This window comes from Streptomyces sp. NPDC030820 (assembly GCF_055572075.1).
The window spans coordinates 66,983-82,641 of sequence record NZ_JBVIEB010000009.1 but is presented as its reverse complement, the minus strand read 5'-3'; the positions used below and the strand labels follow the sequence as shown (position 1 = coordinate 82,641).

Sequence of the window (15,659 nt, the reverse complement as noted above, 5' to 3'; positions counted from 1 at the left end):
GGTCAGGGGGCAAGGGCGATGGACGGCGACGGCACGCGCGACGCACGCGGCACGCATGCGAATCCTGTACCTCGCCCAGCGGTACCACGCGAGGCCGGAGCCGTACCACCCATGCCACCGACACCACCCGGCGTGCCGCCGATGGCCGCTCAGCCGGGGTACGCTCCCCATCCGCCGCATCCCCGCTCGCCCCTCGCCGACTGGCTCGACGAGCCGCGCCCGTCGGTCGAGCCCGGTATCTGGCGCTTCGGCTACCGCCGACCCGCGGCCGCACGCCAGGGACAGCGCCTGGCCCCCGTCACCATCGTCGGCTTCGTCGTCCCCCTGGCCGCGGGTCTGCTTCTGTGGTCGCTGTGGCGGCACGGCGGCCTCCCTTACCAGTGGACCATCCTCAAGCTGCTCACTCCCGACGACTGGTGGTGGCCCGGCACCACATCACCGAAGGGCTACCAGGGTGGCGAGATCAAGACGGTCGCCGACGGTGTGTTCTTTGCGATCCTCGTCTACGGCATGGCGCGCCTGGGCAGCTGGCCCGACGTCATCCGGCACTTCGTCACCCGGCGTGATCAACCAGCTCGCGCCCTCCTCGCGGCCCTCGGCGCGCTGATCGCGCTGGCCTTCGTCTTCCCGAGCTGGTTCGGCCTCGGCTGGGACGCCCTGCCCGTCCAGGATCCGTTGTTCTCCCTGATCGTCCTGATCAACGGTGGCGACTACGGCGTATTCGCATCGAAGCTGCTCACGGACGGGCTGTACACCCTCATCAGTCTGCTGGTGCTGTGGCCGTTCGCCCGGATCGGCGGCTGGTGGCCCCTCGCGAAGGAGGCGCTCGCCGCGCGAGCACGGACCAGGACGGCCGAGGCCGCGGAACCGGCGGTGGACCGGCGGCCGTCGCAGTGGCCCGAACTGCGTGAGGCCGGTCAGCACGGGGCCGCGGACGTGCTGGCCGCCGAGGTCCACGCCGGCCGGATGAACGACGTGGACTGCGCCAGGGTCGGCCACATGTGGACCATGGCGCGTGCCCGGGCCCGGCTGTCCTCCTTCACGGACACCGTTCTGCGCGAGGGTGCCGCCGCCTGGACCCACCCCTCCGGTGACCGCGACCTGCCCGGCCGGGCCGCCCGGCATGATCTGCTCGTCGGGCAGGTGCGCATCGGGCGGTGGGTGGCGGGGGAACGCACCCCGCTCGCCTACGGCGGCGCCGGCGCGGCACTCGCGCCGGACACCCTGGGCACCTCGCTGCTGGCCGTCGGGCCTTCGGGCTCCGGCAAGACGCGCCACCTGATCCGGCCCGTCGTGGAGTCGCTCGGCCTGCAGGCACTGGCTGGACAGTGCGCCGTCGTGGCTGTGTGTGCGGCCGGCACCCCGCTGGGACCCGACTCGGCCTACGACGTGGTCGTACGCCTCGGCGATCCGGGGTCAGTACACGACCTCGATCCGTACGCGGACTCCGACGACCCCGACGAGGCGGCCACCTTCCTGGCGGAGGGGCTGGCCGGCGACCTGGACACCGTGAGCGGTCAGCTCTCCGTCACCGCGCTCGCCCAGCTCCTCGGCCCCTACCGGGCGGCGCACGGACGCTTCCCGACCCTGCCCGTGCTGCGGGAACTCCTCGAAGGCGATTCCTCGGCCCTGGCCGCGCTGCGTGACGCGCTCGCCGGGGACGAGCACGCCGTGATGCGCCGCGAACTCGACGCGCGAGCCCGGCAGTCGGGCAGCGCCGGCGATCCCGGGCCGGTCCTGGCCGACCGGCTCGCCGTACTGGACCGGCCGGCGTTCGCCGAGTTCTTCGGCGGCGACGGCGGAAGCACCCGGCCGTTCTCCCTGCGTGCCGTCGCCCACCATCCACTGCGGGTCCGTATCGACCTGCCCGCCCGCGGACACGAGGAGGCGTCCCGGATCGTCACCCGGCTGCTCCTCGCTCAGTTCGGGGTCGTGGCCTCGGCAGGTGAACGGACCCACTTCACCTGCCTCGTCCTGGACGACGCCACCGGCGCGGTGACGGCCGAGTCCGTCCGCCGGATCCAGCGCCTGCGCTCCCGCAACGCGGGCGTGGTGCTCGCCCTGCGCACGGTCGGCGATGTCCCCGAGGCGCTGCACGGGCGGCTGTACGCGGCCGTCGGCTGTCATATGGCGTTCTCCGGGGTGACCACATGGGACGGCGGCAGGTTCGCGGACGCCTGGGGCACTCAGTGGGTGGAGACCCGGGACGTGGCTCGGCACACCGTCTTCGCGGACCAGCCGATGACACGCGCCATCCATGCCCTGCGCAAGCTGGTGACCGGAAAGGCGGTGACGACCGAGGCCGTCACCGTCCGTCAGGTAGAGCGGGAGCGCTGGTCCGCGTCCGAGTTGGCTCATGGGGTGCCGGCGGGGCATGCGGTGGTGTCGTTGACGAGCGTGCGGGGGGAGCATGCGCCGCCGTTGTTGGTGGATCTGAGGGGGTGAGGAGCGGCGCGGGACCGTTACGGTGAGGCAGAATCGGTGTAGGCCGTTCATACGGATCGGCCAAATGATCCAATCCAGGTGGATCCCGGTTGCCGTCACCTGGTGGATCCCGGTTCCCGCCAGACCCGTCACCTGAAGGCCTCATGCCCCCCACCCTCGCCTCGCTCGTCCACCACTCCGCGCTGAAGCTGACCGTGCGCGCGGGCGAGGACCGTCTCGACGTGCCCGTCCGCTGGGCCCACGTCAGCGAGCTGGCCGACCCCGTGCCGTACATGGAGGGCGGTGAGCTGCTGCTGATCACCGCGCTCAAGCTGGACGCCGAGGACCCGGAGGCCATGCGGCGGTATGTGAAGCGGCTGGCCGGGGCCGGGGTCGTGGGGCTCGGGTTCGCCGTCGGGGTCAATTACGAGGAGATCCCGGCGGCCCTCGTCGACGCCTGCCGGCAGGAAGGGCTGCCGCTGCTGGAGGTCCCCCGCCGCACCCCCTTCCTCGCCATCAGCAAGGCCGTGTCCGCCGCCATCGCCGCCGATCAGTACCGGGCCGTCACGGCAGGGTTCGCCGCGCAGCGTGAGCTGACCAAGCAGGCCCTCAACGCCGGCCCCGAGGGGCTGCTCGGCGCGCTCGCCGGGCAGGTCGACGGATGGGCCGCCCTGTACGACGCCTCCGGCTCCGTCGTCGCCGCCGCGCCCGAGTGGGCCGGCCGGCGTGCCGCCCGGCTGACGGCGGACGTCGAGCGGTTGCGGGAGCGGCCCGCACCGGCGTCGTCCGTCGTCGGCGGACCCGAACACGAGGACCGGGTCGAACTGCACTCCCTGGGGACGGGGAGGCGGCCACGGGCCGCGCTCGCCGTCGGTACCGCCGCCGCCCTCGGCACCGCCGAGCGCTACGCCGTGCACTCCGCCATCGCCCTGCTCACCCTCACCACCGAACGTTCCCGATCCCTGCACGCGGCCGAACAGCGCATCGGCACGGCGGTGCTGCGCATGCTCCTCGCCGGAGAGCCCGACCACGCCCGGGCCGTCGCCGGCGACCTGTACGGCGGCCTGCTCGACGCGCCGTTCCGGATGCTCGTCGCCGAGTCGGTGCCGGGATCCGCCGCCCGGGCGCACGCCCCCGCACCCGCCGCCGGCACCGGCGGTGATCCGCTGGGCGGGCTGACGGAGAGCGTGGAGTCCGCCGCCGCGCGCTCCGGCGAGGCCGTGCTGGTCGTGCCCGAGGGGGAGCGGCTGGTGGTGCTCGCCGCCGACGGAGGCGCGGCGGTGGCCGCCTGCACGAGTCACGCGGCGGCGCTGGAGGCGGCGCGGGCGGTGCCCGAGCAGGCCGGGGGTGACGAGGAGGAGCTGGTCGTCGGACTGTCCGCGCCCGCCGGGCCGATCGCCGCCGCGGCGGCCTACAAGCAGGCCGAGCAGGCGCTGTCGGTGGCGCGGCGGCGGGGGCGGGTGCTGGTGGAGCACGAGCAGCTGGCCGCGGGGTCCGTGCTGCCGTTGCTGGCCGACGACGCGGTGAAGGCGTTCGCCGACGGTTTGCTGCGGGCGCTGCACGAGCACGACGCGACGGGGCGCGGGGATCTGGTCGCCTCGCTGCGGGCGTGGCTGTCGCGGCACGGGCAGTGGGACGCGGCGGCCGCCGACCTGGGGGTGCACCGGCACACGCTCCGCTACCGGATGCGGCGGGTCGAGGAGATCCTCGGGCGTTCCCTGGACGATCCCGACGTCCGCATGGAGCTGTGGCTGGCCCTGAAGGCGACCAGCCCCGAGTAGTGCCGGCAGATCAGCGCCGAGTAGTCCAAACAGTAGTGCCGGGTCTGCCCACTGCTACGACTCGGACAAGCGACCCCCGGCCGCCCCCGCCCTACCGTTGACCGCGAAAGCCAAGCACACCTCCAACGCGGAAGGGCCGGGAATCGACACATGACTTCCACCCACGCCTTCTGGCTCGCCGGCCGCCAGGTCACCGGCGAGGACACCTTCGACGTCACGTCCCCGTGGGACGGCCGGCTCGTCGGCAAGGTCAGCGTGCCGAGCGACGCCCAGGTCGAGGAGGCCGTGGCCGCCGCGTACGCCGTGCGGGACGAGTTCGCCGCCACCCCGGCCCACGTGCGCGCCGCCGCCCTCGACCACGTCAGCAAGCGGCTGGCCGAGCGCACCGAGGAGATCGCCCAGCTGATCTCCGCCGAGAACGGCAAGCCCATCAAGTGGGCCCGAGGGGAAGTCGGTCGCGCCGTTTCCGTGTTCCGCTTCGCCGCCGAGGAGGCCCGGCGGTTCAACGGCGGCGAGGCCCAGCGGCTGGACACCGACGCCGGCGGCCAGGGCCGGCTGGCGCTGACCCGTCGCTTCCCGAAGGGTGTCGTGCTCGGCATCGCGCCGTTCAACTTCCCGCTGAACCTGTGCGCGCACAAGGTCGCCCCGGCGATCGCCGTCGGCGCGCCGATCGTGCTCAAGCCCGCCCCGGCCACCCCGCTCTCCGGCCTGATCCTGGGCGAGCTGCTGGCCGAGACCGACCTGCCGGCCGGTTCCTGGTCGGTCCTGCCGGTCCCGAACGACCGCATGCCCGCCCTGGTCCAGGACGAGCGCCTGCCGGTGATCTCCTTCACCGGTTCCGACAAGGTCGGCTACGCGATCATGGACTCGGTGCCGCGCAAGCACTGCACGCTGGAGCTGGGCGGCAACGGCGCGGCCGTCGTGCTGGCCGACTTCGCGAGCGACGAGGACCTGGACTGGGCCGCGACCCGCATCGCGACCTTCTCCAACTACCAGGGCGGCCAGTCCTGCATCTCCGTGCAGCGCGTGATCGCCGACGCCTCCGTCTACGACCGCCTGCTGCCGCGTATCGTCGCCGCCGTCGAGGCCCAGGTCACCGGTGACCCGTCCGACGCCAAGACGGACGTCGGCCCGCTGGTCAGCGAGGACGCCGCCAAGCGCGTGGAGTCCTGGGTGAAGGAGGCGGTCGAGGCCGGCGCCACGCTGCTCACCGGCGGCGACCGCGACGGTGCCTCGTACGCGCCGACCGTCCTCACCGACGTACCGGCGGACGTCACCCTCGCCTGTGAGGAGGTCTTCGGGCCCGTCCTCACCGTGCAGAAGGTGGACGGCGAGGCGGCAGCCTTCGCCGCGGTCAACAACTCCAAGTACGGCCTCCAGGCGGGCGTGTTCACCCACGACCTGCAGGTCGCCTTCCGCGCCCACCGCGCCCTCGAGGTCGGCGGCGTGGTGATCGGCGACGTCCCGTCCTACCGCGCCGACCAGATGCCGTACGGCGGCGCCAAGCAGTCCGGCGTGGGCCGCGAAGGCGTGCGGTTCGCGATGGAGGACTACACCTACGAGCGCGTGCTGGTCCTGACCGGCCTCGCGCTCTGACCTGCCACGGACGGGTCGGAAACGGAACGGCCGGTGCCCACTGTGCGGGGGCACCGGCCGTTCACGTTTTCCGCCCCTCGTCTCCTGCCCTTGTTTCCCGCCCCTGGTAAAGGATTCGGCATCGGCGGTTCAAGAGTCCTGCCCTAAGTCTTGTTCTGTCCATGACTCACCCGATGGGATGCGCCTGACCACTTCGTCCTACTCAGGTTCGTCCTGTCCAGGACGTCTCAGGATCTCTCAGGGGACCACATGCACATAGCCCGAACCGGGCGCGGCCTCGCGGCGTCCGCCGCCACCGCCGCACTCGTCGCCGCAGGACTGGCGACCATCTCCTCGGCCGGCGTCACCACCGCCGCGCCCGCCGGCGTACCGCACACCTTCGCGCAGCCGGCCATCACGGGGCACACCCTGGTCCACGGCGTGGCCAGCCCCCTTCCCATCGCCCAGTGCCAGGCGAAATGGCACATCAACTGCTACAACCCGCTCCAGTACAGGACGGCGTACAACCTCAACCCGCTGTACAAGAAGGGCATCACCGGCAAGGGTCGTACGATCGTCATCGTCGACTCCTTCGGGTCCCCGACCGTCCAGCACGATCTGGACGTCTACAGCAAGCAGTTCGGGCTGCCCAGCACCAAGGTCAAGGTCGTCAAGTGGGGTAACGTCCCGAAGTTCGACCCCAAGAACTCCGACATGACCGGCTGGGCCGGCGAGACCACGCTGGACGTCGAGATGGCCCACGCCGTCGCGCCCGGCGCGAAGATCGTCCTGGTGGAGACGGCGGTCTCCGAGACCGAAGGCACCACCGGTCTGCCGGAGATGATGTCCGCCGAGAAGTCCCTGATCGACCACGGGGTCGGCGACGTCATCAGCCAGAGCTTCGGCGCCACGGAGAACACCTTCCCGGGCTTCGGCAAGGGCGACTTCTCCAGCATCAAGAAGCTCCGGTACGCCTTCGAGGCCGCGCAGCGCAAGAAGGTGACCGTGCTCGCCTCCTCCGGCGACGGCGGCGCCACCGACATGAAGCTGGACGGCAAGACGTACTACAACAAGCGCGTCAACTCCTGGCCGTCGTCCGACCCGCTGGTCACCTCCATCGGCGGCACCCAGCTCCACCTGAACGACAAGGGCGAGCGCGTCAAGCCGGACAGCGTCTACAACGACTACGGCGCGAGCGGCGGCGGTCAGTCCCACGTGTTCACCCGCCCGTCCTTCCAGGACGGGGTGAAGAACGTCGTCGGGACCCGTCGCGGCACCCCGGACATCTCCATGGCCGCCGCGGTCAACGGCGGTGCCTGGGTGTACTCCAGCTACGACCCGACCGCCACCGGCTGGGACGTCTCCGGCGGCACCAGCGAGGCCAGCCCGCTGTTCTCGGGCATCGTGGCCCTCGCCGACCAGGCGGCCGGCCACCGCCTGGGCGACATCAACCCGGCCCTGTACACCCTGCTGAAGCACAAGAACCCGGGCATCGTCGACGTCAACGACGGCACCGACAACAGCTACGAGGGCGTCAAGGGCTACAAGGCCGTCAACGGCTACGACATGGCCACCGGCGTGGGCACGCTGGACGCCCTGCGCCTCGTGCAGGCTTTCGCCGCCAAGCACTGACGGAAGCCGTTTCCGCACAGGCTGAACACGTCCTGCAGAAGGGGCCCGGCACCGCTGCCTTTCGGTGCCGGGCTCCTTCCTGTCGTCGGTCTCCTCCGGACTCCTCAACCGGAGAAACCGACGTGCGCGAGCCGCAGCGGGCCGCGCAGCCTGAGGCGGACGTCGTGCACACCATCGACGACGAGGCCGGCGCCCAGGGTGGTGTAGGCGTAGCCGCCGGCGGTGACCTCCAGTTCGGCTTCGAGATCACCTCGTCCTCCGGCGGACTGGACTTCACGGTCAACAGCCAGACCGTCAGCAGCAGTTGACCCGGCCGGGGTGCGGTTTGATGGTGGACATGCGAATCACCACCGCCCTGCGCCCGCTGCTGGCCACCGTCGCGACCGCGGCCGTCCTGCTCACCACGACGGCGACCGCGGTCGCGGCTCCCGCTTCCCGGCCCGCCGCCCCGGCGTACACCGCGTCGGTCCCCGACCCGAGTGCCCTGCACCCCGTCGCCGAGCTGTCCGCCGAGCGGCTGGCCACCGCCGACCTGGTGGCCGCCGCGAAATGGGGCACCGACAGCCCCATCGACGACCCCGCCCGCGAGCAGCAGGTTCTCGACTCCGTGGCCGCCCAGGCCGTACAGCTCGGTGCCGACCCCGACGAGGTCCGGACGATCTTCCGCGACCAGATCGAGGCGAACAAACTCGTGCAGCGCGGCCTGTTCCAGCTCTGGACCGACCACCCGGAGCAGGCCCCCACCACCCGGCCCGACCTGAGCGTGGTCCGCCAGCGGATCAACCGCATCAACACGGCCCTCGTCCAGGCCATCGCCGACACGACGGCGGACCGTACGGCTCTCACCTGTCGTCCGGAACTCGTCCTGGCGGCCCTTCAGGTGCGCCACGACCAGGACCTGGACCACCTGCACACCAAGGCGCTGGCCCGGTCCCTGCGGTCGGTCTGCGCCGACTGACCCACCAGGACGACAGGGGGCCGGGCCCACGCCGGAACCGGCTCCCTGCCCGCGCTCACTCGCTCCTCACTGTGCGATCGGCAGCTGCGCCCCGTCCCGCAGGAACAGCGGGATGCGGTCCAGGGGCGCGTCCACCGTCACCGCCGTACCGCCCTCGTACGTCTCACCCGTCCACGCGTCCGTCCAGCGCGCCACCGCCGGAAGGTAGTCCTCGGTGCGCAGAAAGCGGAGCAGGCCCTCGGCGCTCACCTCGACGGTCAGCGCGCCGACCGTCAGCCGCGCCGCGCCGTCTGCGATCCCGACCGTGGCGTGCTGGGCGGGCGCGGGGTCGAGCAGGGCGCCCGGCAGCCCGTCCAGCACCGGGCCGCCGAGCCGGGCGCGCACCCGGACCGCGTCCGGACCCCACGGCTCGATCCGCACCGTCTCCTGACGGCCGCTCCACTCCAGCGCCCCGTCCCGCTCACGGAAGGTGCCGGTGGTGGGGGAGGACCGGGCGAGCGAGACCTTGGGCTGTGTGGCGGCAGGCTGATTCACTGCATGCTCCTGAAGGAGTGCGGGACAGGGACAAGCCAGGCAGAGGGGCGCCCCGGACGCACCGGAGCATGGGGAGGGTGCGGTCAGGACGCGGCCGGCGCCGGTCCCGAACTCGCCCGTACCGTCAGCTCGGGCGCGAGCAGCACGACCTCGTCGCCGCCCCGCCCGTCCAGCTTGGCCACCAGATGCTCGACCGCGTACCGGCCCATCTCCTGCGCCGGGATGGCGACCGAGGTCAGCCGCACCGAGGCCTGCACGGCGACCTGGTCCGGGCAGATCGCGACCACGGACACGTCCTCCGGCACGGCCCGGCCCTGCTGGCGCAGCAGCGCGAGCAGCGGCTCCACCGCCGACTCGTTCTGCACCACGAACCCGCTCGTCGCCGGGCGCTCGTCGAGGATCCGGGCCAGGGTCACGGCCATCGCGTCGTAGCCGCCGTCGCACGGGCGGTGCAGCACCCGTACGCCCGCCTCGCGGGCCCGGGAGCGCAGTCCGTCCAGGGTGCGCTCGGCGAAACCGGTGTGCCGCTCGTAGACGGCCGGGGCCTCGCCTATGACAGCGATGTCACGGTGACCGAGCCCCGCCAGGTGCTCCACGCACAGCGCGCCGGTCGCCGTCCAGTCCAGATCCACGCAGGTCAGCCCCGCTGTGTCGGCGGGCAGCCCGATCAGCACCGAGGGCTGGTCCGTCTGCCTGAGCAGCGGCAGCCGCTCGTCCTCCAGCTCGACGTCCATCAGGATCATCGCGTCGGCGAGACCGCTGCCGGTCACCCGGCGCACCGCGTCGGGGCCCTCCTCTCCGGTGAGCAGCAGGACGTCGTAGCCGTGGTTGCGGGCCGTGGTGGCCACCGCGATGGCGATCTCCATCATCACCGGCACATACATGTCGGTGCGCAGCGGGACCATCAGCGCGATGATGTTGGACCGCTTGCCGGCCAGGGCGCGGGCGCCGGCGTTCGGGTGGTAGCCCAGCTCCCGGATGCTCTGCTCGACCCGCTGCCGGGTGGTGGCGGAGATGGACCGCTTGCCGCTGAGGACATAGCTCACCGTGCTCGCCGAGACTCCGGCGTGCTGGGCGACCTCGGCGAGGGTGACCATCCGTGCTCCAAGCCTTGTGAAGCGCTTCGACTGACCGCGCATTGCTGATGGGGGTGAGTGAGGGTGAGATTGACACTAGCCTCAGCCGGGGTGGGGTGTCCATAGGCCATCGAAGCGCTTCGACGGCTTTTCCCGGGCGGGCGTGAGAGGCGCGCTGCGGAGAACCAGTACACACCCGCGCGACGGGTCCCCGGCCCGGCTTTCGGCCGGATGGACGCGCGAGGGGTGGTGAGGTCGGCCCGTTTCGGGTACCAACGATCCAGTAGCACTGGTCGGTAACGAACGGTCCAATTCGTCCCTCTTCGCGGCGAGGTGAGCCTCAATGTCCGCCCCCACCAAGTCACGCACCAACGTCACCGAGCGCGAGGCCCGTCAGGTGGCGGAGGCCGCCCGGCAGCAGGACTGGCACAAGCCCAGCTTCGCCAAGGAACTGTTCCTCGGGCGCTTCCGGCTCGACCTCATCCACCCCCATCCGCTCCCGGACCCCGACAGCGTCCGGCGCGGCGAGGAGTTCCTCGCCAAGCTGCGCGCGTTCTGCGAGTCCACGATCGACTCCGCCCGCATCGAGCGCGAGGCCCGCATCCCCGACGAGGTCGTGACCGGCCTGAAGGAACTCGGCGCCCTCGGCATGAAGATCGACCCCAAGTACGGCGGTCTCGGCCTCACCCAGCTTTACTACAACAAGGCCCTCGCCCTGGTCGGCTCCGCCAGCCCCGCCGTCGGCGCCCTGCTCTCCGCCCACCAGTCGATCGGCGTTCCCCAGCCGCTGAAGATCTTCGGCACTCAGGAGCAGAAGGACGCCTTCCTGCCCCGCTGCGCCCGCACCGACATCTCCGCCTTCCTGCTCACCGAGCCGGACGTCGGCTCCGACCCGGCCCGCCTCGCCACCACGGCCGTACCGGACGGCGACGACTACGTACTCGACGGAGTGAAACTGTGGACCACCAACGGGGTGGTCGCCGACCTGCTCGTCGTCATGGCACGCGTGCCGAAGTCGGAAGGACACAAGGGCGGCATCACCGCGTTCGTCGTGGAGGCGACCGCCGAGGGCGTCACCGTCGAGAACCGCAACGCCTTCATGGGCCTGCGCGGCATCGAGAACGGCGTCACCCGCTTCCACCAGGTCCGGGTCCCGGCCGGCAACCGGATCGGCCCGGAGGGCGCGGGCCTGAAGATCGCGCTCACCACCCTCAACACCGGCCGGCTCTCACTGCCGGCGATGTGCGCGGGCGCCGGCAAGTGGTGTCTGAAGATCGCCCGCGAATGGTCGGCGGAGCGCGAGCAGTGGGGCAAACCGGTCGCGCTGCACGAGGCCGTCGGCTCCAAGATCAGCTTCATCGCGGCGACGACCTTCGCCCTGGAAGCCGTACTCGACCTGTCCTCCCAGATGGCCGACGAGGACCGCAACGACATCCGCATCGAGGCCGCCCTCGCCAAGCTCTACGGCTCCGAGATGGCCTGGAAGATGGCCGACGAACTGGTCCAGATCCGCGGCGGCCGCGGCTACGAGACCGCCGAGTCGCTGAAGGCGCGCGGCGAGCGGGGCGTCCCGGCCGAGCAGATCCTGCGCGACCTGCGCATCAACCGCATCTTCGAGGGCTCCACGGAGATCATGCACCTGCTGATCGCCCGCGAGGCCGTCGACGCCCACCTCTCGGTCGCCGGTGACCTCATCGACCCCGACAAGTCCCTGTCCGACAAGGCGAAGGCGGGCGCCAACGCGAGCGTCTTCTACGCCAAGTGGCTGCCCAAGCTGGTCGCCGGACCCGGTCAACTCCCCACGTCCTACGGCCAGTTCAAACACGGCATCGATCTGTCCGGGCATCTGCGCTACGTCGAGCGCACCGCCCGCAAGCTGGCCCGCTCCACCTTCTACGCCATGTCCCGCTGGCAGGGCCGGATGGAGACCAAGCAGGGCTTCCTCGGACGGATCGTGGACATCGGCGCCGAACTGTTCGCGATGAGCGCGGCCTGCGTCCGGGCCGAGCTGCTGCGCAGCCGGGGCGAACACGGCCGCGAGGCCTACCAACTCGCCGACGCCTTCTGCCGGCAGTCCCGCATCCGCGTCGAGGAACTCTTCGACCGGCTGTGGACCAACACCGACGCCCTCGACCGCGAGGTGGTCAAGGGCGTGCTCGGCGGTTCCTACACCTGGCTGGAGGAAGGCGTCGTCGACCCGTCCGGAGACGGCCCATGGATCGCCGACGCGACCCCCGGAGCGTCCAAGCGGGAGAGCGAACGCCGCCCCTTCGGGGACTGAGCCGCCGCCCTCCCGCCTGCCGACCGGGCGCCTGGGGCCGGTCAGTTGCCCCAGGTGCCCTGGTCCACGGCGCAGGTCCAGCCCGAGCCGTGCAGGGTGAACTTCACCTTGTACGTGTGGGTGTTGAGCAGATGCGTCTGCACCTTCACCCCGAGGCTCGCCTTCTTGTTCAGCGTCCCCGTGTAGACGGTCACCGTCTTCGACGTCTTGTGGGTGACCTTGCCACCCGTGGCCCTGGCCGAGCCGAAGCGGATGTTCTTGACGTCGGTGACCGTGAAGCTGACCCTCTTGAAGCTCTTCGTCGTGCTCTTGTTCTTGATCCCGAAGTACAGACCCCCGTTGGTGACCCAGCCGTGCGAGTCGATGTAGAAGCTGCTCGGATAAACCAGATTGATCGGGCAACCGGAACTCTGCGGCGTCTGCGTGGCGGCCGACGCCGCTCCGGCGAGACCGAGTTGAGCAGCAGTCAGCATTCCGGCAGTGGCCAGCACGGCCGCGGTCGCGCGCATGCGATTCATGATGGTGGTACTCCCCCTTTTCGCCCTCCAAGACGGGCTGCACCGGAAGGATGCCATTGACGGCCACCGCGTGCGCGCGATTTCCCATGGATGGGTCCGATTGGATGGGCCCGATTGGTTGGACCCGATGGTCGGGTCCGATTGACTGGATCGCGATCTTCACGGTGGCCACATATCCGAAAACCATCGCAAACAATGACGAAAAGTACTGACACACCCGCGCGAGGGACGCCGTGTCCGTGCCGTCACCGGTTGGGGCAACAATGGGGGGATGACCGACAGCCCCGCCCATCCGGCACCCCTCGCCGATCCCCACCTCGTCTACGACCCCCTCGCGGGCGACGGCCCCAAGGACGTGGTGATCCTCGGCTCCACCGGATCCATCGGCACCCAGGCCATCGACCTCGTGCTGCGCCACCCCGACCGGTTCCGGGTCACCGCCCTGTCCGCGAACGGCGGCCGCATCGCCCTCCTCGCCGAGCAGGCCCGCCGACTGCGGGTCCGGACCGTCGCGGTCGCCCGCGAGGACGTCGTACCCGCCCTGCGCGAGGCGCTCGCCGCCGAGTACGGCCCCGGCGAGCCGCTGCCCGAGATCCTTGCCGGACCGGACGCAGCCACCCAGGTCGCCGCCTCCGACTGCCACACCGTGCTGAACGGCATCACCGGCTCCATCGGCCTAGCGCCCACCCTCGCCGCCCTGGAGGCCGGCCGCACCCTGGCGCTCGCCAACAAGGAGTCCCTGATCGTCGGCGGACCGCTGGTCAAGGCGCTCGCCAAGCCGGGACAGATCATCCCGGTCGACTCCGAGCACGCGGCCCTCTTCCAGGCGCTGGCCAGCGGGACGAGGGCCGATGTACGCAAGCTTGTCGTCACGGCGTCCGGCGGCCCCTTCCGCGGCCGTACGAGGGCCGACCTGGCCCAGGTGACCGTCGAGGACGCCCTCGCCCACCCCACCTGGGCGATGGGCCCGGTGATCACGATCAACTCCGCGACCCTCGTCAACAAGGGCCTGGAGGTCATCGAGGCACACCTCCTCTACGACATTCCCTTCGACCGCATTGAGGTGGTCGTGCACCCCCAGTCGTATGTCCACTCGATGGTCGAGTTCACCGACGGATCCACGATCGCCCAGGCGACGCCCCCCGACATGCGCGGGCCCATCGCCATCGGTCTGGGCTGGCCCGAACGCGTCCCCGACGCGGCGCCCGCCTTCGACTGGAGCAAGGCCTCCACCTGGGAGTTCTTCCCGCTGGACAACGAGGCCTTCCCCTCGGTGAACCTCGCCCGGCACGTGGGGCAGCTCGCGGGCACGGCCCCCGCGGTGTTCAATGCGGCCAACGAGGAGTGCGTCGAGGCCTTCCGCAACGGCGCACTGCCCTTCAACGGCATCATGGAGACCGTCACCCGGGTGGTCGAGGAGCACGGCACCCCGGCCGCGGGAACTTCACTCACCGTGTCGGACGTCCTCGAAGCGGAGGCCTGGGCCCGCGCCCGGGCCCGCGAACTCACAGCCACGACGGCGACCGCGGAGGCGCGTGCATGACGACCTTGATGTTCATCCTCGGCATACTGGTCTTCGCGGTCGGCCTGCTCGTCTCGATCGCGTGGCACGAGCTGGGGCACCTGTCCACGGCCAAACTCTTCGGCATCCGCGTGCCGCAGTACATGGTCGGCTTCGGCCCGACCATCTGGTCGCGGAAGAAGGGCGAGACCGAGTACGGCATCAAGGCGGTCCCGCTCGGCGGCTACATCCGCATGATCGGCATGTTCCCGCCCGACGACCAGGGCCGCGTCTCCGCCCGCTCCACCTCCCCCTGGCGCGGCATGATCGAGGACGCCCGCTCGGCGGCCTTCGAGGAGCTCCAGCCCGGCGACGAGACCCGCATGTTCTACACGCGCAAGCCCTGGAAGCGCGTGATCGTCATGTTCGCGGGCCCGTTCATGAACCTGATCCTCGCGATCGCCCTGTTCTTCACCGTGCTCATGGGCTTCGGCATCCAGGAACAGACCACCACCGTCGCCTCCGTCTCGCCCTGCGTCATCTCCCAGAGCGAGAACCGCGACAGCTGCAAGAAGTCCGACCCGGCGTCCCCGGCCGAGGCCGCCGGCATGAAGAAGCGCGACAAGATCGTCTCCTTCGACGGCAAGCCGACCCAGGACTGGAACACCCTCTCGGACCTGATCCGGGACAGCGCCGGCAAGACCGTCCCGATCGTCGTCCAGCGCGACGGCAAGCAGGTCACCCTGCACGCCAAGATCGCCACCAACCTGGTCGCCAAGAAGGACTCCAGCGGCCAGTACGTCCAGGGCAAGTACGTCAAGGCCGGCTTCCTCGGCTTCAGCGCCGCCACCGGCGTCGTCCACAAGGACGTCGGCCAGTCCGTGACCTGGATGACCGACCGGGTCGGCGACGCCGTCGACTCCCTCGCCGCCCTGCCCGCCAAGATCCCGGCCCTGTGGGACGCCGCCTTCGGCAACGCCCCACGCCAGCCGGACTCCCCGGTCGGCATCATCGGCGCGGCCCGCATCACCGGCGACATCGCCACCCTCAACATCCCCGCCTCCCAGCAGGTGGAGATGTTCGTGATGCTGCTCGCCGGCTTCAACCTCTCCCTGTTCCTGTTCAACATGCTCCCGCTGCTCCCGCTCGACGGCGGACACATCGCGGGCGCCCTGTGGGAGGCCCTGCGGAGGAACGTGGCGCGGGTGCTGCGCCGCCCGGACCCCGGTCCGTTCGACGTGGCGAAGCTGATGCCGGTGGCGTATGTGGTGGCCGGGATCTTCGTCTGCTTTACGATCTTGGTCCTGGTGGCGGATGTCGTTAACCCGGTCAAGATCTCTTAGCCATACGCCGTTGGGGGCGGCCCGGAAGCCTGTGTT

12 protein-coding genes are annotated in these 15,659 nt (G+C 71.0%); 9 read left to right on the top strand and 3 right to left on the bottom strand.

Annotated elements, in window-relative coordinates:
• Positions 1-18: 18 nt before the first annotated feature.
• The 6 genes from ACZ418_RS24950 (at position 19) to ACZ418_RS24925 (ending at position 8,370) form a co-directional block, all read left to right on the top strand.
• A complete protein-coding gene (locus ACZ418_RS24950) occupies positions 19-2,445 on the top strand; it encodes an ATP/GTP-binding protein (RefSeq protein ID WP_468366734.1) in 2,427 nt (808 codons plus the stop codon).
• A 143-nt stretch (positions 2,446-2,588) separates the two neighbouring features.
• The gene (locus tag ACZ418_RS24945; RefSeq protein ID WP_468366732.1) at positions 2,589-4,205 is read left to right on the top strand and encodes a PucR family transcriptional regulator; all 1,617 of its coding nucleotides are present in this window, start codon (positions 2,589-2,591) and stop codon (positions 4,203-4,205) included.
• Between the two features lie 150 nt (positions 4,206-4,355).
• A complete protein-coding gene (locus tag ACZ418_RS24940; RefSeq protein ID WP_468366729.1) occupies positions 4,356-5,801 on the top strand; it encodes an aldehyde dehydrogenase family protein in 1,446 nt (481 codons plus the stop codon).
• A 249-nt stretch (positions 5,802-6,050) separates the two neighbouring features.
• Positions 6,051-7,412 (top strand): S53 family peptidase, encoded by a 1,362-nt coding sequence (locus tag ACZ418_RS24935; protein WP_468366727.1) that lies wholly within the window; start codon positions 6,051-6,053, stop codon positions 7,410-7,412.
• A gap of 122 nt (positions 7,413-7,534) precedes the next feature.
• On the top strand, positions 7,535-7,720 hold the full coding sequence (locus ACZ418_RS24930) for a hypothetical protein (protein ID WP_468367427.1): 186 nt from the start codon (positions 7,535-7,537) through the stop codon (positions 7,718-7,720).
• Between the two features lie 29 nt (positions 7,721-7,749).
• Positions 7,750-8,370 (top strand): chorismate mutase, encoded by a 621-nt coding sequence (locus ACZ418_RS24925; protein WP_468367392.1) that lies wholly within the window; start codon positions 7,750-7,752, stop codon positions 8,368-8,370.
• A gap of 66 nt (positions 8,371-8,436) precedes the next feature.
• Here ACZ418_RS24925 and ACZ418_RS24920 read toward each other — a convergent pair whose 3' ends face one another.
• Together ACZ418_RS24920 and ACZ418_RS24915 are read right to left on the bottom strand one after the other, a co-directional pair.
• Complete coding sequence (locus ACZ418_RS24920) at positions 8,437-8,904, bottom strand: hypothetical protein (RefSeq protein WP_468366725.1); 468 nt, start codon at positions 8,902-8,904, stop codon at positions 8,437-8,439.
• A gap of 83 nt (positions 8,905-8,987) precedes the next feature.
• Positions 8,988-10,001: a LacI family DNA-binding transcriptional regulator gene (locus ACZ418_RS24915; protein WP_468366722.1), complete on the bottom strand. Its 1,014-nt coding sequence runs from the start codon at positions 9,999-10,001 to the stop codon at positions 8,988-8,990.
• A 322-nt stretch (positions 10,002-10,323) separates the two neighbouring features.
• Here ACZ418_RS24915 and ACZ418_RS24910 point away from each other — a divergent pair, with 322 nt between their 5' ends.
• Positions 10,324-12,261, top strand: coding sequence for an acyl-CoA dehydrogenase family protein (locus tag ACZ418_RS24910; protein ID WP_468366720.1), 1,938 nt, complete (start codon positions 10,324-10,326; stop codon positions 12,259-12,261).
• 41 nt (positions 12,262-12,302) lie between these two features.
• Here the strand turns inward: ACZ418_RS24910 and ACZ418_RS24905 are convergent, their stop codons facing one another.
• On the bottom strand, positions 12,303-12,770 hold the full coding sequence (locus ACZ418_RS24905) for a hypothetical protein (RefSeq protein WP_468366717.1): 468 nt from the start codon (positions 12,768-12,770) through the stop codon (positions 12,303-12,305).
• 280 nt (positions 12,771-13,050) lie between these two features.
• Here ACZ418_RS24905 and dxr point away from each other — a divergent pair, with 280 nt between their 5' ends.
• Both dxr and ACZ418_RS24895 read left to right on the top strand, forming a co-directional pair.
• Entirely contained in the window at positions 13,051-14,322 is a 1,272-nt protein-coding gene (dxr, locus tag ACZ418_RS24900) for a 1-deoxy-D-xylulose-5-phosphate reductoisomerase (RefSeq protein ID WP_468366714.1), read from the top strand.
• Positions 14,319-15,623, top strand: a complete 1,305-nt coding sequence (locus tag ACZ418_RS24895; protein WP_468366711.1) for a M50 family metallopeptidase — start codon at positions 14,319-14,321, stop codon at positions 15,621-15,623. The genes dxr and ACZ418_RS24895 overlap by 4 nt, the downstream gene beginning before the upstream one ends.
• Positions 15,624-15,659 lie beyond the last annotated feature (36 nt).

Coding starts and splice junctions, on each gene's coding strand:
- ACZ418_RS24905 (WP_468366717.1), bottom strand. CDS start 12,770: ATGCGCGCGACCGCGGCCGTGCTGGCCACTGCCGGAATGCTGACTGCT.
- ACZ418_RS24915 (WP_468366722.1), bottom strand. CDS start 10,001: ATGGTCACCCTCGCCGAGGTCGCCCAGCACGCCGGAGTCTCGGCGAGC.
- ACZ418_RS24940 (WP_468366729.1), top strand. CDS start 4,356: ATGACTTCCACCCACGCCTTCTGGCTCGCCGGCCGCCAGGTCACCGGC.
- ACZ418_RS24950 (WP_468366734.1), top strand. CDS start 19: ATGGACGGCGACGGCACGCGCGACGCACGCGGCACGCATGCGAATCCT.
- dxr (WP_468366714.1), top strand. CDS start 13,051: ATGACCGACAGCCCCGCCCATCCGGCACCCCTCGCCGATCCCCACCTC.
- ACZ418_RS24945 (WP_468366732.1), top strand. CDS start 2,589: ATGCCCCCCACCCTCGCCTCGCTCGTCCACCACTCCGCGCTGAAGCTG.
- ACZ418_RS24895 (WP_468366711.1), top strand. CDS start 14,319: ATGACGACCTTGATGTTCATCCTCGGCATACTGGTCTTCGCGGTCGGC.
- ACZ418_RS24925 (WP_468367392.1), top strand. CDS start 7,750: ATGCGAATCACCACCGCCCTGCGCCCGCTGCTGGCCACCGTCGCGACC.
- ACZ418_RS24935 (WP_468366727.1), top strand. CDS start 6,051: ATGCACATAGCCCGAACCGGGCGCGGCCTCGCGGCGTCCGCCGCCACC.
- ACZ418_RS24910 (WP_468366720.1), top strand. CDS start 10,324: ATGTCCGCCCCCACCAAGTCACGCACCAACGTCACCGAGCGCGAGGCC.